The following is a 23964-nucleotide window of genomic DNA, read 5'->3' on the forward strand; positions in this document are numbered from 1 at the left end:
GGAAAGCGGAGGCACACGCCTCCGCATCTCCATCAAAAGGAATAGGAAATTCCAATGCCGCCTGAAAACTGGTCAGCCGACCCTTCCTTCTTGACGATCGGGCTGTCCGCAGCATCACCCAGAAGTCTGGAATAGCCCACTCTTCCAACGATCCCCCAACGTTCAGTGACGTTGAAACTCGCGGTCGCCCCCAGGCTGACGTCCTTCACGCCTCCACCGGCGGTATAGGCCTGAAGGCCGGAACGTGCTGCACCGCCGCTTGTCACGCCAAAATACGTGTCCATGTAGCTGTCACTTGCAAATCCGACGGCAACCTCCGTTCCCAGACGCAGTCGTTCCGTGACACCGTACATGTAGCTTGCGCCAAGGGAACCCGATACGCCGTCGTGAACACCCGAGACATCGGCCATCAATTCGGCTGAAATCTCAAAGACGTCTGATTGCGCCAAGAGTGAGCTGAACTGGTAGGCCGCGAAGCCGCCAACTTCGAAGGCAGCGTCAATTTTGTCCAGGCGATCAACCACCTTGTTGGAAGTTCCGTCACGTCCCATGTCGTATCCGATCGAAGGTCCGAATTGGAAAGCTGCGTCAGGCCTGAGATTTAACGACGCCTCCGGGCCTTCGATTTCCAAACCAAGGCCGAATGCGGTCAGGTTGGCGTAAAGCAGAGGCACCGCAGCATACTCCGCGGCCCCCTCGAAGTCCGACTGAACGCCGGCTCCAAGGACGACAATGCCATGAAAGCCCCCTTGCTCATCCTCTTCCAGAGCAACGTTCTCAGGCATATCCGCCTGCAGATCGGCGGCCAATGCCGGTGCTGCGCAGCAACCGGTTAACGCCAGCATCAATCCGGTTGTCAGTGATAATTCCTTGCGGTTGCGCAACTGTGTAACCTCCGTCCAAGTCAAAAGATGCGGCGCTCGTTGAGCAAGCGCCGGTTGGCAGGAGGACTTTGGCTTCAGAACGAAATTTCAGATACTCGCGTTCCCAATGCTCTGTTTCGCTGTCTCAATTTTAGGTACTCTCGATTTAACCGATTGATTTTTATCGACTAAATTCCCACTTAACGGCCTTCGGCGAGCAATGCCTCTCAGGCTACTCGCGTTCTGGTCACATTTCTGTCCAATCTCGTTCCCTTTTAGAGACGGTCGACAGGAAGAAGGAGTTGTCTGTGCCTTTGCAATTGGATCCGCAACCGCGGCGCCAGCCCAAACAGTTGCGTTCGCGCATGATGGTTGAAACGACTGTTGAAGCTGCCAGGCAGATCTTTGCCGAACACGGGTTTGAAGCTGCAACCACAAATCAGATCGCGGACAGGGCCGGCATCAGCATTGGGTCCCTCTACCAGTATTTCCCTAACAAGGATTCCCTCATTCTGGCGGTACACAAAAAGCACCACGAAGAGGTGCTTGCCGTGGTCAAGGGAGCTATGGACCGGTGCCAGTTCATGCCGCTGAAGGATGCGATCAGGCAAATCATCGTGGCAAATCTGGATATGCATATGAAAACACCGCGCCTTCATGCGGAGTTCGATGCGTGGATCCCTGCCCGTTCCAAGCTGGTCGATCAAGACGGTTTCCAAAGTGAAATGGCGCAGATCGTTTTGAACTTCCTGTCACAAAGGCCTGATGTGCAACAAGGCGATCAACTAAAGCCAGCGGTCGTGGTCATCATGAACATGGTCCGCTCCGTCCTGCACGCTGCTGTCGGGAGCGTCTCTGATGGTGAAAGCCGCGAGAAGATGCTCGATCATCTTTGCGCAGGTATATATGGCAGTCTGAATACCGTCGTTCAGCCGGTTGGGCAGGACGTATCTGTAACGGCGCCGGCTTCTGACGGTTTTGGCTGATGGATCAAGGTTTGATCGTGCTCGCCTTGCGCCAGGAAACTGTTTTGGAGGAAATCTCGGCCTGAGGGTGAATAGTTTCGATTGTTCTCAATAACCGTTCCGACAATGGGCCTGTTCAGATTTTTTGCCCGGAACGGGCTCCCCAGATAAAGGTATTCGAAATCCCCAACAAATAGATTGTCATCAACCACGTTGCCGTCATCTTCGATACGAATACCGGTCTGCAGGTTTTCAAAACAATTTCCTTGGTAGAGATTGTCCTTCGCAAAATCTTCGAAAAGGTGAAGTTTCATCGGAAACGGCCAGCGGGGCGAAAGCGCGCGCTTGTCGACAAAACCGGCAATCAGTTCCGGGTTGAAGTGGTAACCGAGGAACTCGTCGGACTTGCCCCAAGACCTGTCACCCATCATGAGCTCCAATGAAACCGGATTTTCATAGGGGCTTTCGTCGCCGCAATCCCACATCACCAGATCCCGCGCCTGGCGAGAAGCCACCCAGATGCCGATGTCCATGTTCTTAAAGGTGTTTCCTCGGATCACATTGCCATCAGAGCCCTGCAAGCGCGGCCGGCTTTCCGGGTTGGTCGTGTGAAATTCCCAGCAATTCTTGTAGTGAAAAATCCCACCAAACGCATTGCTGTCGAAGACGTTGTTCTCAATCAGGTTGAATGCGGAACCGTCAACCGACAGCCCCTCGCGGCGGGTGGGACCTATCCGCCGAATACCCTGGTTGGTGAAGAGGCCGTTGTTGCGTATCAGGTTTCCTGACACGGTGTTTTTTTGCGATCCGTGTTCCAGATAGATGCCGACATGATGTCCATCTGCGACAATGGAATTCCGGATCGTTGCGCCAACGACATAGTGGTCGACAAAGACGCCGGTCATATAGGATTCGGTAATCGTGAGATGTTCCAGCACAACCCCGCTTGACGAAGCGGCTCGGGCAGCATCACGCGCTGGTGCGTCATCTTCCGGCGTTTGGCCCTCAATCAGAATACCGCCAGTGTCATGCAATCGGCAGTCGCGGATCGTGACATTGCGAAGACCTGGGCGAATGACGATGCCGCGCCGGTGCATGCCCGTGATTGTCGCCCCTCTGCAATCGAGAACAACATCGCTCTGCTCAATCGTGATGCTGCGGCGATAGCGGCATCCATTGTTGAGGAAAACCGTTCCAGTGCCGATTTCGGGCAATTCGCAATCCCGAAGTTCTGTCGGAATTCCGGTCAATGCACCAAATCGTGCGCCGCCCTTTACCTCCGACAGCGCAGGACCGGACAGGCAAAGCAGCAAAGCGACAAATGCCAATCTACGCACTAAGGGAGACAAGAAGCGTTCAATCATTGATTATGCAGGCAATCACCCAGTCCGAGCCGTCCTGAATAAGCTGGTAGTGACAAGTGAATTCAAAGACGGGCTCACCGTCTGAATTCTCTTGCGTCCAGTCCAGCGTCACCAGAGCTGCCGATCCGCTGACATGGCTGGAAGCGACACGAAACTCCGAATGACTGACACCTTCTTTCTCGAGGGCTTTCAGAAGCGCTTCTATGTTCTCAATCAGCTCTTCTTCATCGGCAAAGACGTGCCCCTTTTCATGTTGCCAGATGATTGCAGGCATTGCGAAACAATCGCAGATGCGATCCACGTCGTAGTCGTTGAAACCTGACTGGTAATCATCAAAGAGTTCGGCAATGGCCACTTCGGCATCGCCGTTCGCTCCGGCACCTGCGCCAACTGCCGGGTCGTTGCCAGCACCCGCAAAACCACCGTCATCCGCCATGACTGCCTCCCCGAAGGACTGCCCGCTGCGTTTGCTCGGCATTACACCTCAGCCGCCACCGCATTGTCGGCATCCTCACCATCGTCATACCCTATCATATTGAGTGGACGTGCCTTTCGTCCATTCAATTCGCACCAGTGGACAAGCGCTTCTTCGGCGCCATGCGTCACCCAGATTTGTTCGGCACCCGTTTCAAGAATGGTCCGGCAAAGGTCGTCCCAGTCGGCATGATCAGACAGGATCAGGGGCAATTCAGCGCCGCGCTGGCGTGCACGGGCGCGCACACGCATCCAACCGGAGGCCATGGCAGTCACGGGGTCGCCGAACCGCCGCGCCCATCTGTCCGCAAGCTGGCCAGGGGGACACAGGATGATCTCTCCCTGAAGCTCCTTACCCCGTTTTGCGACGGGTTCCACGGAGCCCAGATCAATGCCCTGGCTCTGGTAATACGCGGTCAGTTTTTCCAGTGCGCCGTGTAGATAAATCGTCTTCTCGTAACCCGCTGCGCGCAATTCTCCGATGACCCTTTGCGCCTTGCCAAGCGCATAGGCTCCAACGAGATGGGCCTGTTCGGGGAACAGATCATGGGAGGACAGGAGTTTGTCGATCTCCTGCGCTGCCGGAGGATGGCGGAACACCGGCAGACCGAAGGTCGCTTCCGTCACGAAAGTGTCGCAGCGAATAAGCTCAAATTCGGCGCAGGTCGGGTCACTCTGTCTTTTGTAGTCTCCAGAGACCACTGTCCGCCGACCTCCCTTTTGCAGCAAAACCTGGGCGGACCCAAGAACATGACCAGCTGGGTGAAGCGACACAGTGACGCCGCCGACGGTGAGTGTCTCGCCGCACTCCACAGACTGAGCCGCGCCGCAAAAATTCTCGCCGTAGCGGATCGCCATGATGTCCAGCGTCTGACGTGTGGCCAGAACCGCGCCGTGACCCGCCCGAGCATGGTCGGCATGCCCATGCGTGATAATGGCCTTTTCGACCGGTCTTATCGGGTCAATATGCGCACCGGACTGGGAACAAAAGAGCCCTTCCGGCGTGAGCGTGAGGAGATCGGACATCTGGATCTAACTAGGTTCGGCTTTTGTCAAAGCCATATCCAAGCGGTCCGAAAACCGCCTGGAATTCAAGACTACTGACAATAGGTGTATTCGATCCGGCAGTTGGAGGCGCCGTTGTTGGCGCACCACCCCATCGCAAAACCCTGGGCCGCCTGCTCACTCTCTCCAGCTCCGATACCGTTGCTGCCGGGAGCGATCGCAAGCGCGTGACATCTGGCCTGCGTTGTGTCGGCGATCCGGCATTGCGGCCCACCACAATAGTTCATGGCGAACTGCTCGGCTCCGGCTTGTGTTGGTGCAGCTCCGTGACCATACGCGCCGTTCGGCGCGAGCGCGAACGCCATCCAGCCGCCGGCTGAGCCGGTTGACCTGTTTTGCACCGGTTGCTGCGGAGGCTGACTGCCACATTGCTGAAAAATGCCTGATATTTGCTGTCCGTTGGAGCACATGATGCCACCCCACTGGAAACCGCGCTGGCCACGATCGGTCGCAACTTCAAACCAGTCATAACCGTCAAACCGAACGCCAGTGTTTCTGAGGATCGTGACCCAGGTTCCCTCGGTCAGACTTCCAACCTGTGCATAGTTGGTTCCCGGACCGCCACGAAGTTTTCCGCCAAGAGATTGTCCCTGAACATTCAGTTGCTGTGCAGCATTTGCAGCCTGTTGGGGATTCTGTACGGACCGGGCACCGCATTGCTCGAAAATGCCCGCGAGCTGCTGGCCATTGGAGCACATGATACCGCCCCACTGAAAACCGCGCTGTCCACGGTCAGTTGCAACTTCAAACCAGTCGTAGCCGTTAAACCGAACGCCAGTGTTTGTCAGGATGGTGATCCATGTTCCTTCGGCAAGACTTCCCGTCTGGCGAAAATTCATGCCTGGCCCATCGCGAAGTTTGCCACCGAGCGACTGACCCTGAGCATTCAGGCGCGTCTCATTTCCGCCGACAGCGCCCCCCGCGTGGGTCTGACTACCTGTGGGGCGCGGAGCCGCCAGCTGGCAGGCAAAGGCGACGTCGCCGAGATAAAGCGCGGGCTGACCGTTTTGGTCCGCAAAAGACACTTCCTCGCGGTCATTGAAATATCCACCGCGCCCGTCCGGAACAAGGTTCAGGTTACCAGTGTCACCTTGATAGACTGCTCGCCCCTCTTCGGGGATCGTTTGCACGAATGCGAAACCGTCGCCGAGATTGCATTGATAAGCAAGACTTTCCGAGGCAGCCGAGATGCCATGGCCCGAGACCACTCCTGCAGCCAAAAACCCCATAAAAACAAACGATTTCAAGTAACCCTCCTAATCGAAATTTCTAAGTGAGAATTGACCATTGGGAAGCTGAACACAAGCTGAACAAATAAGGGCGGACCACTCGCCTTTTTTTCCGGCCTATCCTAAAACGGTGTCATGGATGCCCCACTCCTACCCAACCGCTTCCAGAACTGGTTCGCCTCGCGCGGTTGGGCGCCGCGTGCGCACCAATTGCAGCTGATTGACCATCTGGAGCAAGGTCACTCCACCCTATTGATCGCACCAACAGGTGCAGGCAAAACGCTTGCAGGGTTCCTGCCGAGCCTGGTGGAACTGGAGCAAAAGGGCAAACGCAAGCCTGGACAGGCCGGACGCGGTATCCACACGCTTTACATTTCACCGCTCAAGGCGCTCGCCGTCGACATTGCCCGCAATCTTGAAGCACCGGTTGCGGAAATGGGCCTGCCCATCAAGCTGGAAACCCGGACCGGTGACACACCTTCTCACAAACGCCAGAGACAAAAACTCAATCCACCGGACATTCTGCTGACGACCCCGGAGCAGATCGCTCTGTTGTTGTCGGATCCGTTGTCCGCGCGTCTGTTCGGATCCCTTGAAACGGTCATCCTGGACGAACTCCATGCGCTGGTGACTTCAAAGCGCGGCGATCTGCTGGCTCTGGGCCTTGCCAGGTTGCGGCGCCTTGCACCGGGCCTCAGAACAATCGGCTTGTCCGCGACAGTGGCAGAGCCTGAGGACCTTCAGGCCTACCTTGTCGATCAGACCGATCCGGAAAAACGAAACTTGTCGCATGTGGTTAAGGTCAGCGGCGGTGCCCAGCCGGATATTTCCATCCTCGTTTCAGAAGAGCGTCTTCCCTGGTCGGGTCATTCGTCGCGTTACGCCATCCCTGACATCTACCAAATGATCAAGGCGCACAATGTTTCGCTGCTGTTCGTCAACACGCGCAGCCAGGCCGAGATGGTTTTCCAGGAACTGTGGCGGATCAATGAGGATACTTTGCCGATCGCGCTGCACCACGGTTCACTGGATGTCGGCCAGCGACGCAAGGTCGAGGCTGCAATGGCGTCGGGTGGTCTGCGGGCGGTTGTTGCCACCTCTTCCCTGGATATGGGCATCGACTGGGGCGACATCGATCTTGTCATCAATATCGGCGCACCGAAGGGAGCCAGCCGCCTTGCCCAGAGGATCGGGCGTGCCAACCACCGCATGGACGACCCCTCCAAGGCCATCTTAATTCCATCCAACAGGTTCGAGGTGCTTGAATGCCAGGCGGCACTTGCTGCTTCAAAAAGGGGTGAGCAAGACACGCCTCCGCTGCGCAAGGGCGCCCTGGACGTTCTTGCCCAGCATCTGCTCGGCCTCGCCTGCGCCGATCCTCTGGACGCGGTTGCCATATTTGATGAAATCCGTTCTTCGGAGACCTATCGGCAACTCGACTGGGAGACTTTCGAGCGGGTGCTCGATTTTGTTGCCACTGGTGGATACGCGCTGAAAAGCTATGAACAATACGCAAAGCTGCGCAAGGCGAAGGATGGACTCTGGCGCATTTCGCACCCGAAGATTGCGCAGCAATACCGGCTGAATGTCGGCACGATTGTCGAGGCTCCCAAGCTGAAGGTGCGGTTGGTTCGGTCGAAGGCCGATGGCCGGCGCACGCCTGTCGGGCGTGGTGGTCGAATTCTGGGAGAAATCGAGGAGTATTTCATCGACCAGATGACACCGGGCGACACCTTCCTGTTCGGCGGGGAGATCGTCCGTTTCGAAGGTATCAAGGAAACCGAGGCCTATGTTTCCCGGTCGAAAAGCGAAAACCCGATGATCCCGTCCTATATGGGCGGCAAATTTCCGCTCTCCACGTATCTGGCCGAAGGCGTCAGAGCGATGCTTGCAGATCCGCCTTCCTGGAAAGAATTGCCGCATCAGGTGCGCGACTGGCTGGAGATCCAGCGCGACAAGTCCGTGCTGCCAGCCAAGGACGGATTGCTGGTCGAGACCTTCCCCAGATCCAACAAGCATTACATGGTCTGCTATCCGTTCGAAGGCCGTTTGGCGCACCAGACGCTCGGCATGCTGCTCACCAAACGGCTAGAGCGGATGGGCGCAAGACCCATGGGATTTGTTGCGAACGACTATGCGCTGTCCATTTGGGGTCTTGGCGACCTGTCGCTTCTGTTTTCGTCAGGAAAGATCCCGCTGGAGAAGTTGTTCGAACAAGACATTCTGGGCGACGATCTTGATGCGTGGCTGGCTGAATCCAGTCTGATGAAACGCACGTTTCGCAACTGTGCGGTGATCGCCGGCCTCATTGAGCGCCGGCATCCGGGCAAAGAGAAATCCGGCAGGCAGGTCACCGTATCGACTGACTTGATCTATGATGTTCTGCGCGCTCATGAACCGGATCACATCTTGCTGAAAGCAACCTGGAACGATGCGGCGGAAGGACTTTTGGATATCTCGCGTCTGGGGGAACTTCTCACACGTATTCAGGGACGAATCACGCATACTAGCCTTGAGCACGTCTCTCCACTCGCCGTGCCCATTCTCCTGGAAATAGGCAAGGAACCGGTCTACGGGGAAGCGATGGATTCGCTATTGGAAGAGACGGCAGAGGAGCTGGTTCTGGAGGCCATGGAATGAGTGCACTCACGTCACATTTGCGCAAATACACAGCTGCGCCGGTGTGTCATGACATTCAGATCAATGGACAACTGGTGGGTCTCCACGACAGCGGCGTTTTGTGGTGGCCGGATGAGGCAACCCTCGTTGTGGCCGACCTGCATCTTGAAAAAGGCTCCAGCTATGCCCGGCGCGGCATCATGCTGCCGCCTTACGACACTGGCGTCACGCTGGAAAAACTCGCAGGTGTTATCGATGCTTTCGATCCTGCCCGTGTGATCTGCCTCGGCGACAGTTTTCATGATCCGGACGGATCGGACCGCCTGCCCGCCCCATACCGTGCCATGCTGACAACATTGCAACTCGGACGGGAATGGATCTGGGTCACAGGCAATCATGACCCGGTGGCTCCCGTCCGGCTTTGCGGTGAAACAGTCGACGATGTTGCCATCGGACCTTTGACCTTTCGGCATGAGCCGATCGAAGGTGTTGGAGCGGTCGACGCCGTGGGTGAGGTCTGTGGTCACTTGCACCCCGCCGCCAGAGTGCGGCGGTTTGGACGCTCGATCCGTCGAGCCTGCTTTGCAACAGATGGCACCCGCCTGATTTTGCCCGCGTTCGGTGCATTGACGGGTGGCCTTAATGTGACCGACGAGGCATACGCCTTGATTTTCCAGCGCAGGAAATTTTCTGTCTTCATGTTGGGCAACGACCGACTGTTTCCGTTCACAGCGTCGCGGCTTGTCGCAGACTGACGATCAAAGAGTGACCAACACTTACTCCACCTTGCTGATTTTCGGCACATCTCACGCCGGAAAATCTACTCTTGCAACACGTATCGGCAAAGACCTTGGCTGGCCCGCTCTATCCACGGACAAAATGGGAAGGCATCCGGGCAGACCTTGGCCCAGTGTCAGGAAACAGGTCGCCGAATTTTATTCGAAACTGTCAGAGGAAACTATTTACTGGTTTCTGCGAGTTCATCATGAAAACATGTGGCCGCACCTCAAAGACAGGATCAGCACCGCCAGTCAATCGGGTTCAGGGTGTGTGATTGAGGGATCGGCACTTCGCCCGGAATTCATTGCCGAAATGCAACTACCCCGCACCCTCACAGTCGGGCTTTATGCGAGCAATGCATTTCTGAGGCAGCGCATGGAAGCTGAAAGTCTCTATTCGGATCAGGATGAGCCAACGAAACAGTTGATAGAGAAATTCATTCGGCGCTCACTTACAGACAACGACAACATTGTTGAAGCGGCAACGCGTTATGGGTTGCCATTGATAGATGTGTCGGATCCATCATTTCTCGGCGTCGAAGCCGATCGGCTCGTTGAGAAACTGCGCCAATAACCAGGCGGAGCTGTTTTCTGTTCGCATCATAGCAAGCGATAGCCGGCGAAAATCAGAACGGCGATCACAACGACAATCAGGATTACGTTCTTGCGCAGCTCCTTGCGCACAAAACTGTCGAGCTCTTTGCTCATATGGTCGCCCTCAAAACCAAATTCCCAGCAACAGGTTGTTTACGCCTCAGGTGTGTTTTCCTCTTCACCTACTTTCACCCAAGCGATCACCAATTCATAAAACACAGCCAACACGACAGGCCCGAGAAAGAGCCCCAACAAACCGTGGGCAATCGTTCCGCCCAGGACACCGATCAATATGATCAGCATGGGCGTATCCAGGCCCCGTGACATCAGGATGGGCCTGAGAACATTGTCGACGAGCATGACCGGAACCATCAGCACCGTGAAGAGAAGCGCCGGCACAAGATCCCAGGCACTCCATGCCCAGATGATTGTCGGCAGGATGACCAGCGCAGGCCCTATCTGGACAATGCAAAGCACGAGCGCAACGAAAGTCAGAATACCCGCAAGCGGCACTGAAAATGCGATTAGAATAACGCCCGTCAGAAGTCCCTGAATGACGGCAACGCCGATGACACCGCGAGAGACATTGCGGATGGTTGCGCCTGCAAGATCCACAAATTCCGCACCGCGCGTCGCGATGATCCTGTCCGCAAAACGCTTCGCCCCCTTGGCCAGCGAGGGCCCGGGTACGAAAAGGCATCCGGCCAGTATGATCGACACGACAAAGAAGAGGACGCTTCCACTCAGGGAGGCCAGCACGGACAAGATACGGCTGCCGGCGGGAACGAGCATCGGCCCAACCTTTGTCAGAAACAGTTCAAGACTGCGCTGCGCCAACCCCCAGAACTCGGCAATCTTCTCACCGACCAGAGGGAGGCCTGCGATCCGCTCCGGCAGCGTGGGCAAATTCAGTTTGCCGCCCGACACCGCTTCAAACCAGGACTGCAAGGTTTCAACAAGGCTGACGACCAACACAGCAACCGGCCCAATGACAACGGCGAGGCAAAACAGCGTGAGCAACACGGCTGAGAGTATCTTGCGTCCACCAAGCTTGCCGGCCAACCAGGCGTAAACCGGGTATAGCGCCACGGTCAGAACCACTGCCCAAAGCAAAAACAGAAAGAAAGGTGCTATCAACTGCAGAGAAAAATAGGCAAACAGCCCCAAAACACCAAGCCGGATGGCTATGTCGATTACCCTGGCATCAACCGACGGATTTGAGTTGGCATCCATGCCACCCGATGTTTCAGTCGAAGGTTCATCACTCATCTGGGCCCCACGCGCTTCTGGATGTTCCACCGGCACCGAAGAATAACGATGATAGACAACAGCGCCAGCCCCAAGTGGCGCTCTGCCATCTCGAAATCAGGGTGCCGACCCTAGTCTTTGCGGAAAATCACACCTGCGAGCCAACCGGTGAAAATCGCCAGCATGACCGCCAGCACACCGTAGAAGAACGGGTAGTTCTGGGCGAGTTCGAACGTAATTTGCTCAAAACCGATCTTGGCGACCGCGAGGCTTTCTTCGGTTTGCGAGACGACCTCTCCGTGGTGGAAGAGGAAACTTTTTACCTTGTAGTCTCCAACCGGGATGTTTGCCGGTAGAGGAATGTTGGTGCGGAACATCGTATGGGTGAGAAACTCGATCGATGTTTCCTGTTCCGAATAGAGCCCGGCCTCCTGACGCAGACGAACAAACGCCTTTCGAAAGTCGTCACGATCAGAGAGCGGCACGTTCGAGACACCCGAAACCGCCAGATTGATGTGGTTGAGACCGATGCCAAGTTCATCAAGGACAGTCCTGTCGGCCATTAGTCCGATATCGACCGAACTCGCCACCGCATAAAAGGACGGTACGGCCTGGAAACGCTCGGCCTCCCGATTGACCCAGACCCCCAGAAACCGGCCTTTTCGACGAGTGGTGATGTCCTGCGGCGGTCCTTCAACGACAATCGCCAATTCATAGCCGCTCGGGTCGTTCGGCTGACGGGCAATATGGCTTGCCTGTCCGAATATGACGATTTCAGTTCCTGTGAAGTTGGACTGGATCGACACAACATCGGAGGAAAGCGCCGTGACCAGATCTTCGTTCGAAGGGTTCTGCGCGTGCACACCAACCGGGAACAGCATCAGGGACAGCAGAAGAACCAGGCGCATCATGACCCGGCCCCCTTGCGGATCGCGATGGAATAGAAATCATCCGGAACAAGCAAAAGGTCGACGGCAAAGCGCAATCCAACACCCAGAACCAGCAACGCAAGCAACAGACGCAGTTGATCACCGCGCAGGTTCTGCCCCATGCGCGCGCCAAATTGTGCGCCGATCACACCGCCAATCATCAGTGTGAGCGCCAGGACGATATCGACCGTCTTGGTTCCCATGGAATGGAAAATCGTCGCCGCCGCCATCGTGAACAGGATCTGGAACAGCGATGTTCCGATGACAATACTGGTCGGGACCCTTAGCAGGTAAATCAGCGCCGGGACCATCATGAACCCGCCACCAATGCCGAGGATCGTTCCCAGGAAGCCTATGATCGCACCAAGGCCAACAACCGGGATCACACTGACATAGAGCTTCGACCGTCTGAACCGAACCTTGAGCGGCAGGCCGTGGATCCAATTGTGCTGACCGGGCCTGCGCGCACTTGGCGCGGACCCGGATTTGCGGCGGCGGATCGCGCGCACGGATTCAAACAGCATCAAACCGCCGATCGCGCCCAGAAAGGTCACATAGGAAAGCGAAATAACGAGATCCAGCTGCCCGACGGATTGCAGGACGTCGAACAGAATTACGCCAATCAGCGAGCCGAAAACACCTCCCGCCAGCAATATGCCCGCCAGTTTGAAATCGATCGCTTTTCGTCGCCAATAGGTCACCACCGCCGAAGCGGAGGACGCCACGACCTGGGTCGTCACAGTTGCCACGGAAACAGCAGGCGGAATGCCGGAGAAGATCAACAAAGGCGTCAGCAGGAAGCCGCCACCGATGCCAAAAAGACCAGAGAGAAAACCCACTGCCCCGCCCATGGCAAATATCACGAAGATATTGACCGGTATTTCGGCTATAGGCAGGTATAATTGCACAGGGTCAACGCCGGGACAGATTGCAGGTAAAACTGCGTATCAATTACATTAAATTGGTTAAAGACCCGTGCTGCCCGGTGTGTCAACCGGGCAACAGGCTTCTTCGGTTCGATAGAGCTTTTTTAGGCCAGTTTCTGGCGGAAACGGTAAAGTTCCCGATTAGATCGCCTGGCTCTTGAGTTCGTCGATAAGCTTGCTGTCCACTTCACCGGTCTCCGGAAGTCCAAGGCTACGCTGAAATGCGCGAATGGCACTTCTGGTGCGTGGCCCCATCTGACCGTCTGGTGTGCCGGTGTCGAAACCGAGATAATTCAGCTTGTCCTGCGCTTCGCGAACCATCGCCGTGTTGTCGACGGCCTTAACAGCCGCCTGTGCTGCAGGAAGCGATGCATTGTCGGCCCACCCTTGTTCCATGGTGACCTTGTTTGCCGCTGGATTCGGCGTTTCCAGCCTGAAACTCTCAACCGCGAGGCGGGCATTTGCCAGCGTCTCCTGATCCATCATGTTGGCGACATCGTCACGTCGCTTTGCCGCCTCCGGATCTCCTTGGTCAGCAGCGATTGCAAACCATTTGTAGCTGGCAACCAGATCCTTATCGACGCCGATCCCTCCGGCATAAAGAATGCCGAGATTGAACAGGCTGTCTTTCACGCCGAAATTGGCTGCCTGCTCAAACCACTTGGCAGCTGCCGCATAATCAGGCTGCTCGCCGCCGCCTTCGGCATAAAGAACCGCAAGGTTGTGCATGGCCTTTGCGTTGCCGGCTTCCGCCGCCTTGACGTACCAGGCCTTTGCCTTCGGCAGATCCTTGTCGACACCACGGCCTTTTTCATAAAGGCTGGCAAGACGGTACTGCGCCGGAGCCAGACCTTTGTCGGCGGCCTTCTGGTACCAGGTCGCGGCCTTGGAAAGGTCGGCCGGAACGCCGTTACCTTCCGTATATTTCACGCCCACAAGGAACTCAGCCGCGGGATTGCCGCTGGCTGCCGCACTGCGCAGTGCCATCGGTCCGACCCCTTCAGGCGGCAGACTTGCGATGAGCGCGGAAGGCGCGTTTGCAGTGTCGCTTGCCGAAGGGGGTGTCGGTTTGAAGCCCGTTGAGTTATCGACAGCCTGCTGACCGAAACTGCCGGCAACACCTGCTGGCGGTGCAAAGGCAAGTTCTGCATCAGCGGACATCGGTCCTTCTGAATCTGCGCTCTGAACGTTCTGAGGTGCGGCAGTCGATGTCGCTGCAGCCGGAGCCGGCGTTGAAGCTGCAATCGCGGGCACTTCAGGTTGCACCGAATTTGCTTCGACGGGAGGTGCTGCCGCTGGCGCGTCACCCGCCGAGCGGGTCGCGACCGCGGGTGGGGCGCCCTCATCAGGTGTAGCAGCCGCATCTGCGACCGACGTTGCCGGTGCAACAACGGCATCTGCTTGTGCCGATACCGGAGGAGTTTCAACACTCTCCTGTGTTTCCTGGGGTACAGCGGCAAGTTGATTGCCCTCATCTGAGGACGTCGTTGCAATCCTGTAGACCTGAATACCGAGAACCAGAACCACAGCTGCTGCCGCATAGAGAATGGCGCGGCGGCGGAAACCGGACCCTTGAGGGGTCTCAGGTGCAGGCCGGTCGCCCGGCAGCACAGTGGTATCCTGCGCTTCGAAGTCCCGGTCGGCGATATCCTCAGTGCCAAGTTCAAGCTCGTCGAGCTGTTCGTCCTTATCCTCGACCGGTGCCGCGGACTTGTCGCGTTTCAACACATTGCGGAGCCAGCCGACACGCGCCTTGCCGCGTTGTTCATCGGCTGGGTCTGGGTCAGCGTTTTTCTTCTGTTTCTTTTCAAGCTGGGCTGCTTCAGCAGAGGCTGCCTGTGCAGCGCGCCGGGCAGCGGCAATAAAGTCTGCCTTGCGGTCCCGCGCCCGTTCTTCCGGGCTGGCCTTTTCTTCGGCCTTGGCGGCAAATTCGGCTTGAGGCGGTTCGCTTAGCTTTGGTTTTGAAGGTCCTGAGAAAAGCGTCGACGTGTCGTCAAGCGTGAGTGGTGAAAACTCAGCTGCGGCTTTTGCACCTGCAGGCTCACGCATGGGTGCGCCCTGATCCTGCGCTTCCGTCCGTTCCAGGTTATCCAGACGTTCGGTCAAGGATCCGAGAACGGATTTGACGCCATCAAATGTATTGCGCGTGCGCTCCTCGCTGCCCTCAGCTGCATCGAGAAGTTGCCTCAGGTCCCCCTGCAAAGCATTGATGGCTTGGTCATATTGCTCGTTTTTCGGCGCTGGCGTCGTCGCAATTGCCTCGGCAGCCGCCTGCCTGGCGATCCCGGCAATGTCGTCGCGGCTTTGCTCAAGGCCTTTCTCGATGCGTTCCAGCACAGGAGACAGTTGATCGCCATTGGCTGCATTCACAGAGGTGTTTTCAATCTGCTCTGCCAGAGCAGCCACTTTCGAGCTCAGTTGATCGAAACGGCTGTCGTCAGCTCCGTCCCCTCCTTTGGAGACAATCTGAGCCAGGTCGGAAATACGTTTTTCCAGGACTTCCGTGGAGCCCGGAGCCTCAACTGAGGCACGCATTGCACCGATTTCTTCGCGCAGCTTGTCCAGATCGGATGTGGTAACGCCCTCCGTCGGCTGATCGAGACGCGCAGTCAGATCGTTCAGCCGATCCTGAAGCTGGATCATGAACTTGTCATCATGACCGCCTGCGCCGCCTGCACGCATATTGGCCGCATCCAGAACGGGCACAGGGCGGGACGCTTTCTTTTCAATGGCGTCGATCTTGCCGGATATTGTTTCAAGTCGGTTTTCCAGCGACTGAAACGCTCCAGTGTCGGTTGCCGGCAACGGAGCCTGTTCCATGCGTTCCAACCGGTCGACAATGTCGTTCAGGCGTCTGTCGACCTGAGACAGATGTTCATGGTTGGCTGGCGCTGCCCTGTCGTCGGACATCATGCCGACAATATCTTCAAGTCGCCCCTGGAGCCGGGAAATGGTTTCCGGCTCCGGCATGCGCTCTTCCATTGCGGAAAGACGGCTGTCGAGACCGCGCTGCTCGCGCGCAAGCACCTCAAGATCATCCAGCCGCCCAGAGACGAACTTCATCCTGTCGTCGATGCCCTCGACAAGGCCTTTGATGTCGATCTGCTCAACGAACCCGCGGACTTCACGCAGCTCTGCCCGTAGCGGCTCGATTTCGGCGTGGCCTTTGCGCTGAAGCAATTCTTCCATACGCTCAGCAATGCTTACGACGCGGTCCTCAAGCACCACCATGTGCTCTGACCGCGGCAGGGCCGCAAAAGCGTCTTCAATTTCATTCAGACGCGCGGTGACACCGCGCAACACTCTCGGGTCAACGGATGCCCGGGACAGCTCATCAAGACGCTGCAGAATGTGCGCATAGCCGTGCTCTAGCGTTTCCAGTGCACCTTCAACATTTGTGCGGCCAACCATCGATTTCAGGTCGGCAACTTCCTTGCGAATCTCTTTTGCAAGCAAGTCGTTCCGTTTGTCGGCGCGCATACGTTCGACCATGTCGGACAGACGCCGAAGTTCTGCGTTCTGCCGGCCAACCGTTTCGCTGGTACCACGCGAAATTCCACCGAGCGCATCCCGCAGTGAACCCAGTTCCTCGCGCACCTGGTTCAACGCCTGCTCATGCGGAGCTCTCAATGCGTCGATACGACGGCCAAGATCCTTGTAAATATGCATGGAGGCGTCGCGCTGCGGATGGCCTCCGCGACGGCGGACAGGTTCGTGACCATAATCAAGGTCGTCGACGTAGCCATCGTCATCGTCTTCGTGATGATAATATGCTTCTTCTTCGCGAAGCGCGTCCATGGCGTATCGGCCCGGCCGGCGCTGCGGACGCGGGGCATCGCGATAAGGATCCGACGGTGCCTCATATCCTGAAAGCCCCTGCACCTGCTCGTCCAGCCGGTCCAGTGCTCCCATGACATCATCCAGGCCGGGTTCAGGTGCACGGGATTGACGGCGCAGCGCCGGACGGGTGGTCCGGCGAGGCTTGCCAGCGGCTCTTCCGGGCCTGCCAACCGTGCGGTCCTGGTCCGACAGGAGACGATCCAGTTCATCTGCTACAGCGTCGAGATCCTCGTCCCGCTCATCAACCATCTGTGAATCATATCGGTTGCCCAAGGCGGTCGCAGTGCGTGTCAGCCGTTCAATTCTGCTACTTGCATGCTCGCGGCGGGGAGCGTCGTAATAGTCGTCGCTCTCATACACATCACGACCGCGGCGTCCTGCCTCGTTTTTCTTCCAAGCCGGCATATCTTGACCCTGGGCTTACGGCCATTCAGGCCGCTGATGGAGCAGGCTGCACCGGGAATCCGTCATAAGACGGGACAAGCGCAGCGTTTTGAAAGACTTTGTAGACTTAGGGTAAACAGGGCGTTAATCGGCCTTGCTAAATGCGAAAACCGACTGTTTTCGATTGAAAAGACTGAGGACAAACCAAGGATTCGTGCCGAATCGCCTAAACGGCCGTTAACGTTTTTTTGCCGGATGACCTTACGCGACTGGACCTTGACGCAAACGTAAGGTAAAGAGTGCGCCATAAATCAGGCTGACAGCTTGAGCGGATGGTTTTTTGGGAACGAAAGTGTCAACAGGGGTTTGATCCTGTGACCCGTCTCAACCCGTCTTCCGGACGTCACCTGAGATCGCACCGCGGATCTATTCTGCAGGGCGACATTCGAAAAAGCATCAACAATGAGCCGGTAAACGGCGACACTGAAGAGTACAAACTGCTATGAGCGAAGCGCTTTCGATCCTCAACGAAGACGATCTGGTTGACGTTGTCTCTGCAAATGATGACAGCACCAAGAAAACGCAATTCACCATCGGCGATCTGGCCAAGGAATTCGACTGCACATTGCGGACCCTGCGTTTCTATGAAGACAAGGGACTGCTGAATCCGAAACGCGATGGCTTGAACCGGATCTATAACCGCCGCGACCGTGCACGCCTCAAACTGGTTCTGATGGGCAAGAGCGTCGGCTTCTCCCTGTCCGAAATCCGGGACATGCTTGACCTTTATGACCTGCGCGACGGTCAGGTCACGCAGCTGCGTGTGGCGCTGTCAAAGTTCAATGAACAGATCACCGTTCTTGAAGAGCAACGCAAAGACATCGAACAGGCTATCGAGGAATTGTCCCGGACCGTCGAGATCGTTTCCGGGATGCTCAAGCAGAAAGAAGCCGAAGAAGCCTAAGGCTCAAAGCTTCAGACGATGTTGGAAGCCGCCGAGCCTTTGGCCGGCGGTTTTTCCTAGTTCCGTCTTGATCGAGACTCGACCGCTCAGCTATTGCGGCTCTGTACACAAGAGCTTCTAGTGTTTTGGCTCGCCGATCAGGATTGTCGGCTTACCACCGGTCGAGATGCGTTCAGCGTCAGCCGCGACTTCCTGCATTCCGACTGTCGACATGGCTTCCTGTAGTGCCTGGGCTGATGGAAATGCCATTGTAAAGCTCTGGTAAAAGGGCGGATTGCCATCGGGCCCTGCCAGGAACCTCACCACGGAGTAAGGTTTCGGACCTGAAGGGATCCTCGCCTTCTCATGCAGCAAATCCAGATGAGCTTCATAGTCGGCATTGAATTTCTCGGCGTTGATCGGCCAAGGATACAGTACTGTCAGCACGACTTGTGACAAAGCGGCCTCCCTATCGGCGCGGTGCAAAAAAGCTTCCGAAGAAGACTTATCAGTAAGTCCGCTGGAAGCGAACGTGAACTTAAGACCCGCGAACGCGAAACACGTTCGCCACAAGGGTCTTATCCAGACCAGTTACAACAGTTTCTCGATAACCGGCCTGTCCGGCACCTGGAAGCCTGGCTGCTTCAAGTGACGGACGGTGCTGGAATTCCAGGACGGTATAGGGCCGTTGATAGAGCCAACTGCGGTTTTGGAGTGCCAATGGATCCGATGAAGGCGGGTCTTCCTCAGTAAAAGCAAAGAAATAGAGCGTGAAACCATGTGCTTCTACCGGCATGGTCGCCAGCAGCTTCATGCCGAGGGCGTCACAACTTTCAAACATTGTCGCTGTTTCCCGGCAGCGCAGTGTCAAAAGGTTCAGGGCCGGACCGCCCCCAAGTTTGCCCGCCTCTGTTTCCTTGGGGCTACGCTCACCCTTGAAGCAGTGTGCAATCAGCTCGACCGGAAACCCCTCAGGGTCCTTGAAGTGTGCCAGATAGCCAATATCGCCAAATTGCTCGGGTGCTCCGACCCGCACCCCTTTTTCGGCGAGCTGCTGGCAAGCAAGATCAAGATCCGGTACGGACAAGGCAATTTTCCAATATAGGTCTTCGCTAGATCCGCAATAGGCAGTCGCTGCCTGCTCGAACTTTAAGCCTGCCTCTTCCTTGCCATAGCCGACAGTGCCGTCCCCCTGCTCCTTCATTCCAAGGACATCGCAGTAAAAGCGCCGTTGCGCTTCCGGGTCCCGGCATTTCAGCGTGATCCAATCAATCTTGGGCATACGGCAATCCGTTCCTTTGATCCTAGACTTTGCCAATTCGCTCTCATCGGTGCCTGTGACCTTGGGATGGATGGAGGTCGCGATGACCTCAAAATTACGTCAACAAAACACAGATCTGTGCTGAGGAACCCTCAAAATCATTCCAATTAGCATGTTTTGGGCGTATTTTTTTGTCATGCCTTCCCTTGGGACACCACTTGCCGGACGGAATCAAGACGCGTATATAAACCTCAAGATGACGTTTACGGAAACGTAAGCTCACATTGCATTCCGGCAAATCTGGGAGGATTTCCATGCCGAGTTATACAGCACCCGTCGATGACACACTCTTCCTCTTAAAGGACGTGTTTGGGTACGAACGCTATTCCAACCTTCCGGGCTTCAGCGACGCCCCTTTGGATCTTGTGGAAGCGATCCTGCGAGAAGGCGGCAAGTTTGCCGAGGAGGTGCTGCAACCCCTCAATCAGAGCGGTGACCAGGAAGGCTGTACACGCAATGAAGATGGAACTGTAACAACGCCCAAAGGATTTGGAGAGGCCTACCGTGCTTTCTGCGAGAACGGCTGGGGCACTCTTGCAGCTGATCCCGACTATGGCGGTCAGGGCCTGCCTCATACACTTGCAACCATATTCAATGAATTCGCATCGTCCGCAAACATGGCCTTTTCCATGTATCCCGGACTGACGGCCGGTGCAGTCGCGGCATTGACGCTGCACGGTACGGATGACCAGAAACAGACATATCTGCCGAACATGATCGCCGGAACCTGGACCGGCACCATGAACCTGACAGAACCCCATTGTGGCACCGATCTTGGTCTGATCCGCACCAAGGCGGTTCCCCAGGACGATGGCTCATACAAGATCTCCGGAACCAAGATATTCATCTCGGCCGGCGAACACGACATGGCTGAAAACATCGTTCACCTTGTGCTTGCACGTATTGAAGGTGCACCGGATGGAACGAAGGGAATTTCGCTGTTTGTTGTGCCGCGCAATCATGTCGGCGAAGACGGGTCGGTGGGTGACAATAATGGCGTTTCCTGCGGCTCCATCGAACACAAGATGGGTATTCACGGCAACGCAACCTGCGTAATGAACTACGACGACGCGAGCGGTTGGCTGGTGGGCGAAGAGAACAAGGGCCTGAGGGCCATGTTCACCATGATGAACGAAGCGCGTCTTGGCGTCGCCGTTCAAGGCCTTTCGCAATCGGAAGTCGCCTATCAAAATGCCGCCACCTATGCCACCGACCGTTTGCAGGGTCGTGCACTGACCGGCCCCAAGAACCCCGACAAGGCGGCAGATCCCATTATCGTACACCCGGATGTGCGCCGGACGCTGATGTCGATCCGCTCGTTCAACGAAGCGGCAAGGGCGCTTGTGATCTGGACTGCGCTTCACGGCGATGTTTCGCATCGCTCGGACGACGGCGCATCGAAACAGTTTTCCGACGACATGATGGGGTTGATGACCCCGGTTCTGAAGGGCGTGCTTACCGACACGGGGTTCGCCAATGCGGTCAACGCACAACAGATGTATGGCGGCCATGGATATATAGGCGAATGGGGCATGGAGCAGTTCGTCCGCGATGCCCGTATTGCCATGATCTATGAGGGGGCAAACGGAATTCAGGCACTTGATCTCGTCGGCCGGAAGCTGCCGGCGAACGGTGGCCGGGCAATCATGAGCTTTTTCAACGAGGTCAACACGTTCCTGAAGGAAAACAAGGACAATGAAGACCTGGCAGGTTTCACCGCTCCGCTGAAAAAAGGTGTCGACGATCTGCAGGCCGCCACGATGTGGTTCATGAATAATGCCACCAAAAACCCCGACAATGCCGGAGCCGGTTCGGTTGACTATATGCATCTCTTCGGGTTGGTGGCACTTGGTTACATGTGGGCCCAGATTGCCAAGACGTCGAAGGAGCAGCTGTCCAAAGGTGCTGGCGACAAGGCCAGCTGGCTCGAGAACAAGATCGCCTTCGGGACTTTCTTCATGGAACGAACAATGCCGGAAACGGCAGCTCATCTTGCCAGAATCTCGACCGGCTCGGACACAATGATGTCGGTTGCCTCCGAAGCGTTCTGATCTCGTTCGGCCCCTCTTGCGAGGGTCGGAAATTCACCCGCGCAAATCGTGACGCGGCGCGTTAGTCTCGCCCCTCAACTGATTTGCCAGGGAGATAATCAAGTTATGGCTGAATTCGTTCTTCACTGCATGGCACAATCGGGTCACTCCTACAAAGTGGCCTTGATGCTGGAATTGTGCGGTGCCGATTGGGAGCCCAAATGGGTGGACTTCTTCAATGGAGAAACCCGTACGGAAGAATTTCGCACGACACTGAATGAGATGGGTGAAGTTCCGGTTCTCGTCGAAGGATCGAATGTCCTGACCCAGTCCGGCGTCATTCTGGATTACCTCACGGAAAAGTTCGGCAAATTCGGTGGCGACACCGCAGAAGAACGCCGCGAAGTTCTGCGCTGGACCATCTTCGACAATCAAAAAGTCTCCGGCATGATCGGCCCGCTTCGCTTCCTGCGCGCGTTGATCAAGACCGGTGAAACCGAAGTAACCGGCTGGCTCGACGGACGTGTGAAGTCTGCTCTCGCCATCCTGAACAATCACTTCGAACACAACGCATTCGCCATCGGGTCGAAGCCAACGACAGCCGACTTTTCTCTGTGCGGATACCTTTATGTCCGAGACGAGACCGGCATTGATTTCGCACCCTATCCAAACGTCATTGCCTGGCTGGACCGGATCAAGGCCCTGCCCGGTTGGAAACACCCCTATGACCTCATGCCCGGCCATCCCCTGCCGGACGCCAAGTGAGGATCGTCTGATCTTGAGGAGGATCTGATGCCCGAAGCCTATATTTTCGACCACGTGCGCACGCCGCGCGGCCGCGGAAAAAAGGACGGTGCTTTGCATGAAGTTCCGTCCGTACGTCTGGCAGCAACAGCTCTGGAAGCCATTCGTGATCGCAATTCACTGGATACGGCAAAAGTCGATGATGTCGTGCTCGGCTGCGTAGATCCGGTCGGAGAAGCAGGCGGTGACATCGCCCGTGCAGCTGTCTTTGCCGCCGGATATGCGACGTCGGTTCCCGGCATGCAGATCAACCGATTTTGTGCCTCTGGGCTGGACGCGGTCAACATGGCGTCCGCCCAGGTCATGGCTGGTCAACACAAACTGGTGGTCGCAGGTGGTGTGGAGAGCATGAGCCGCGTTGGCATTGGTGCTTCTGGAGGTGCCTGGCCAATTGAACCACAGGTCGCCGTTCCTTCCTATTTCATGCCGCAAGGTGTTTCCGCGGATCTGATCGCCACCAAATATGGCTTCTCTCGCGACGATTGCGATGCCTATGCCGTGGAAAGCCAGAAACGCGCCGGAAAATCCTGGGACGAAGGACGCTTTTCCAAGTCGGTGGTCCCGGTGAAGGACATCAACGGCATTACCATTCTCGATCGAGACGAGCACATGCGGCCAGAAACGGATATGCAGTCGCTCGCCGCGCTCAATGCATCTTTCGAACTGATGGGCGCAATGGGTGGTTTTGATGCCGTCGGTATTCAGGCGCATCCGGAAATCGAAAACGTCAAACATGTGCACCACGCCGGTAACTCGTCCGGCATTGTGGACGGCGCTGCCGCAGTCCTGATCGGCTCCAGCACGGCGGGGCGCTCCTCTGGACTCAAGCCGCGGGCACGCATCAAGGCATTCGCCAATATCGGTTCCGAACCTGCCCTGATGCTGACCGGGCCGGTGGATGTTACCGAGAAGCTTCTGAAAAACGCCAAGATGGATATGAAGGACCTCGACCTCGTCGAGATCAACGAGGCGTTTGCTTCCGTTGTCCTGCGTTATCAGCAGGCCTTCGATCTCGATCCTGACGTCGTCAACGTCAATGGCGGAGCCATCGCCATGGGGCATCCTCTGGGTGCAACCGGAGCCATGATCCTTGGAACCGTGCTTGATGAACTGGAGCGCAGGGACCTCAACACGGCTCTGGTAACGCTTTGCATTGGCGCGGGCATGGGCACGGCCACAATCATCGAGCGGGTCTGAGCGATGATCAGCAATCTCGACAGGGAGTTCGGCCAGATTACCGACTACTGGTCGCCGCGGGTTGTTGCCGATGTCAACAATCAGAGTGTCAAACTAGCCAAGTTGAAAGGCGAGTTTGTCTGGCACGACCATGCCGACGAGGACGAACTGTTCTTCATTGTCAAAGGCAGTCTGACCATTCAGTACCGCGATCGCGAAGATGTGGTTTTGTCCGCCGGAGAACTGCATGTGGTTCCCAAAGGCGTGGAACACAACCCGCTGGCTGAGAACGAATGCTGGGTGATGCTTTTTGAACCTGCAGAAACCAAACACACGGGCGACGTGGTCGTGGAAGGCACGAAGTCGGCAGCGCAACAGCGCGCCCACTTGACCAACGGCGCTTGAGACCGA

20 protein-coding genes are annotated in these 23964 nt (G+C 56.5%); 9 read left to right on the forward strand and 11 right to left on the reverse strand.

Going from position 1 to position 23964, the window contains the following annotated elements; all coding sequences use genetic code 11:
* Positions 1 to 32 precede the first annotated feature (32 nt).
* The gene (locus tag FIV00_RS22705) at positions 33 to 884 is read right to left on the reverse strand and encodes a MipA/OmpV family protein (RefSeq protein WP_152502891.1); all 852 of its coding nucleotides are present in this window, start codon (positions 882 to 884) and stop codon (positions 33 to 35) included.
* 287 nt (positions 885 to 1171) lie between these two features.
* Here FIV00_RS22705 and FIV00_RS22710 point away from each other — a divergent pair, with 287 nt between their 5' ends.
* Positions 1172 to 1849 carry a TetR/AcrR family transcriptional regulator gene (locus tag FIV00_RS22710; protein WP_152502892.1) on the forward strand — a complete coding sequence of 226 codons (678 nt, stop codon included), beginning with the start codon at positions 1172 to 1174 and terminating at the stop codon, positions 1847 to 1849.
* Here the strand turns inward: FIV00_RS22710 and FIV00_RS22715 are convergent.
* The 4 genes from FIV00_RS22715 to FIV00_RS22730 form a co-directional block, all read right to left on the reverse strand.
* Positions 1792 to 3192 (reverse strand): right-handed parallel beta-helix repeat-containing protein, encoded by a 1401-nt coding sequence (locus tag FIV00_RS22715; RefSeq protein WP_152502893.1) that lies wholly within the window; start codon positions 3190 to 3192, stop codon positions 1792 to 1794. The genes FIV00_RS22710 and FIV00_RS22715 overlap by 58 nt on opposite strands.
* Entirely contained in the window at positions 3185 to 3628 is a 444-nt protein-coding gene (locus FIV00_RS22720) for a DUF4440 domain-containing protein (protein ID WP_152502894.1), read from the reverse strand. Before FIV00_RS22720 ends, FIV00_RS22715 begins: the two co-directional genes overlap by 8 nt.
* A gap of 41 nt (positions 3629 to 3669) precedes the next feature.
* Positions 3670 to 4692, reverse strand: a complete 1023-nt coding sequence (locus FIV00_RS22725) for a ligase-associated DNA damage response exonuclease (protein WP_152502895.1) — start codon at positions 4690 to 4692, stop codon at positions 3670 to 3672.
* A 71-nt stretch (positions 4693 to 4763) separates the two neighbouring features.
* Positions 4764 to 5978 carry a DUF4189 domain-containing protein gene (locus tag FIV00_RS22730; RefSeq protein ID WP_152502896.1) on the reverse strand — a complete coding sequence of 405 codons (1215 nt, stop codon included), beginning with the start codon at positions 5976 to 5978 and terminating at the stop codon, positions 4764 to 4766.
* A gap of 117 nt (positions 5979 to 6095) precedes the next feature.
* Between FIV00_RS22730 and FIV00_RS22735 the strand changes: the two genes are divergently transcribed.
* From FIV00_RS22735 to FIV00_RS22745, 3 genes are read left to right on the forward strand one after another with little or no spacing between them, the layout of a single operon-like run.
* Complete coding sequence (locus FIV00_RS22735; protein ID WP_152502897.1) at positions 6096 to 8600, forward strand: ligase-associated DNA damage response DEXH box helicase; 2505 nt, start codon at positions 6096 to 6098, stop codon at positions 8598 to 8600.
* Entirely contained in the window at positions 8597 to 9334 is a 738-nt protein-coding gene (gene pdeM, locus FIV00_RS22740; protein WP_152502898.1) for a ligase-associated DNA damage response endonuclease PdeM, read from the forward strand. The genes FIV00_RS22735 and pdeM overlap by 4 nt, the downstream gene beginning before the upstream one ends.
* A gap of 10 nt (positions 9335 to 9344) precedes the next feature.
* Positions 9345 to 9932, forward strand: coding sequence for a hypothetical protein (locus tag FIV00_RS22745; protein ID WP_152502899.1), 588 nt, complete (start codon positions 9345 to 9347; stop codon positions 9930 to 9932).
* A 173-nt stretch (positions 9933 to 10105) separates the two neighbouring features.
* Here FIV00_RS22745 and FIV00_RS22750 read toward each other — a convergent pair whose 3' ends face one another.
* The 4 genes from FIV00_RS22750 to FIV00_RS22765 form a co-directional block, all read right to left on the reverse strand.
* Positions 10106 to 11221, reverse strand: a complete 1116-nt coding sequence (locus tag FIV00_RS22750; protein ID WP_152502900.1) for an AI-2E family transporter — start codon at positions 11219 to 11221, stop codon at positions 10106 to 10108.
* Between the two features lie 110 nt (positions 11222 to 11331).
* Positions 11332 to 12111: a TIGR02186 family protein gene (locus FIV00_RS22755; protein ID WP_152502901.1), complete on the reverse strand. Its 780-nt coding sequence runs from the start codon at positions 12109 to 12111 to the stop codon at positions 11332 to 11334.
* Complete coding sequence (locus FIV00_RS22760) at positions 12108 to 13037, reverse strand: sulfite exporter TauE/SafE family protein (RefSeq protein WP_152502902.1); 930 nt, start codon at positions 13035 to 13037, stop codon at positions 12108 to 12110. Before FIV00_RS22760 ends, FIV00_RS22755 begins: the two co-directional genes overlap by 4 nt.
* 159 nt (positions 13038 to 13196) lie before the next feature.
* Entirely contained in the window at positions 13197 to 17300 is a 4104-nt protein-coding gene (locus FIV00_RS22765) for a peptidoglycan-binding protein (RefSeq protein WP_152502903.1), read from the reverse strand.
* 481 nt (positions 17301 to 17781) lie between these two features.
* Between FIV00_RS22765 and FIV00_RS22770 the strand changes: the two genes are divergently transcribed.
* A complete protein-coding gene (locus FIV00_RS22770; RefSeq protein ID WP_152502904.1) occupies positions 17782 to 18243 on the forward strand; it encodes a MerR family DNA-binding transcriptional regulator in 462 nt (153 codons plus the stop codon).
* A 117-nt stretch (positions 18244 to 18360) separates the two neighbouring features.
* Here FIV00_RS22770 and FIV00_RS22775 read toward each other — a convergent pair whose 3' ends face one another.
* Together FIV00_RS22775 and FIV00_RS22780 are read right to left on the reverse strand one after the other, a co-directional pair.
* Complete coding sequence (locus FIV00_RS22775) at positions 18361 to 18681, reverse strand: EthD family reductase (RefSeq protein ID WP_152502905.1); 321 nt, start codon at positions 18679 to 18681, stop codon at positions 18361 to 18363.
* A 79-nt stretch (positions 18682 to 18760) separates the two neighbouring features.
* A complete protein-coding gene (locus tag FIV00_RS22780; protein ID WP_152502906.1) occupies positions 18761 to 19504 on the reverse strand; it encodes a VOC family protein in 744 nt (247 codons plus the stop codon).
* 293 nt (positions 19505 to 19797) lie between these two features.
* On the opposite strand from FIV00_RS22780, the gene FIV00_RS22785 reads away from it, so the two are divergent.
* The 4 genes from FIV00_RS22785 to FIV00_RS22800 all read left to right on the forward strand — a co-directional run bounded on the left by FIV00_RS22785 (position 19798) and on the right by FIV00_RS22800 (position 23958).
* The gene (locus tag FIV00_RS22785) at positions 19798 to 21594 is read left to right on the forward strand and encodes an acyl-CoA dehydrogenase C-terminal domain-containing protein (protein WP_152502907.1); all 1797 of its coding nucleotides are present in this window, start codon (positions 19798 to 19800) and stop codon (positions 21592 to 21594) included.
* Positions 21595 to 21699: 105 nt separating this feature from the next.
* Entirely contained in the window at positions 21700 to 22338 is a 639-nt protein-coding gene (locus tag FIV00_RS22790) for a glutathione S-transferase family protein (protein ID WP_152502908.1), read from the forward strand.
* A gap of 27 nt (positions 22339 to 22365) precedes the next feature.
* A complete protein-coding gene (locus FIV00_RS22795) occupies positions 22366 to 23574 on the forward strand; it encodes an acetyl-CoA C-acetyltransferase (protein ID WP_152502909.1) in 1209 nt (402 codons plus the stop codon).
* Positions 23575 to 23577: 3 nt separating this feature from the next.
* Positions 23578 to 23958 carry a cupin domain-containing protein gene (locus FIV00_RS22800; RefSeq protein WP_152502910.1) on the forward strand — a complete coding sequence of 127 codons (381 nt, stop codon included), beginning with the start codon at positions 23578 to 23580 and terminating at the stop codon, positions 23956 to 23958.
* Positions 23959 to 23964 lie beyond the last annotated feature (6 nt).

The sequence above is a fragment of the Labrenzia sp. THAF82 genome, from assembly GCF_009363435.1.
Taxonomy (GTDB): Bacteria; Pseudomonadota; Alphaproteobacteria; order Rhizobiales; family Stappiaceae; genus Roseibium; species Roseibium porphyridii.

Coding starts and splice junctions, on each gene's coding strand:
- FIV00_RS22715 (WP_152502893.1), bottom strand. CDS start 3,192: ATGATTGAACGCTTCTTGTCTCCCTTAGTGCGTAGATTGGCATTTGTC.
- FIV00_RS22720 (WP_152502894.1), bottom strand. CDS start 3,628: ATGGCGGATGACGGTGGTTTTGCGGGTGCTGGCAACGACCCGGCAGTT.
- FIV00_RS22725 (WP_152502895.1), bottom strand. CDS start 4,692: ATGTCCGATCTCCTCACGCTCACGCCGGAAGGGCTCTTTTGTTCCCAG.
- FIV00_RS22735 (WP_152502897.1), top strand. CDS start 6,096: ATGGATGCCCCACTCCTACCCAACCGCTTCCAGAACTGGTTCGCCTCG.
- pdeM (WP_152502898.1), top strand. CDS start 8,597: ATGAGTGCACTCACGTCACATTTGCGCAAATACACAGCTGCGCCGGTG.
- FIV00_RS22750 (WP_152502900.1), bottom strand. CDS start 11,221: ATGAGTGATGAACCTTCGACTGAAACATCGGGTGGCATGGATGCCAAC.
- FIV00_RS22755 (WP_152502901.1), bottom strand. CDS start 12,111: ATGATGCGCCTGGTTCTTCTGCTGTCCCTGATGCTGTTCCCGGTTGGT.
- FIV00_RS22765 (WP_152502903.1), bottom strand. CDS start 17,300: ATGCCGGCTTGGAAGAAAAACGAGGCAGGACGCCGCGGTCGTGATGTG.
- FIV00_RS22770 (WP_152502904.1), top strand. CDS start 17,782: ATGAGCGAAGCGCTTTCGATCCTCAACGAAGACGATCTGGTTGACGTT.
- FIV00_RS22780 (WP_152502906.1), bottom strand. CDS start 19,504: ATGCCCAAGATTGATTGGATCACGCTGAAATGCCGGGACCCGGAAGCG.
- FIV00_RS22785 (WP_152502907.1), top strand. CDS start 19,798: ATGCCGAGTTATACAGCACCCGTCGATGACACACTCTTCCTCTTAAAG.
- FIV00_RS22790 (WP_152502908.1), top strand. CDS start 21,700: ATGGCTGAATTCGTTCTTCACTGCATGGCACAATCGGGTCACTCCTAC.
- FIV00_RS22795 (WP_152502909.1), top strand. CDS start 22,366: ATGCCCGAAGCCTATATTTTCGACCACGTGCGCACGCCGCGCGGCCGC.
- FIV00_RS22800 (WP_152502910.1), top strand. CDS start 23,578: ATGATCAGCAATCTCGACAGGGAGTTCGGCCAGATTACCGACTACTGG.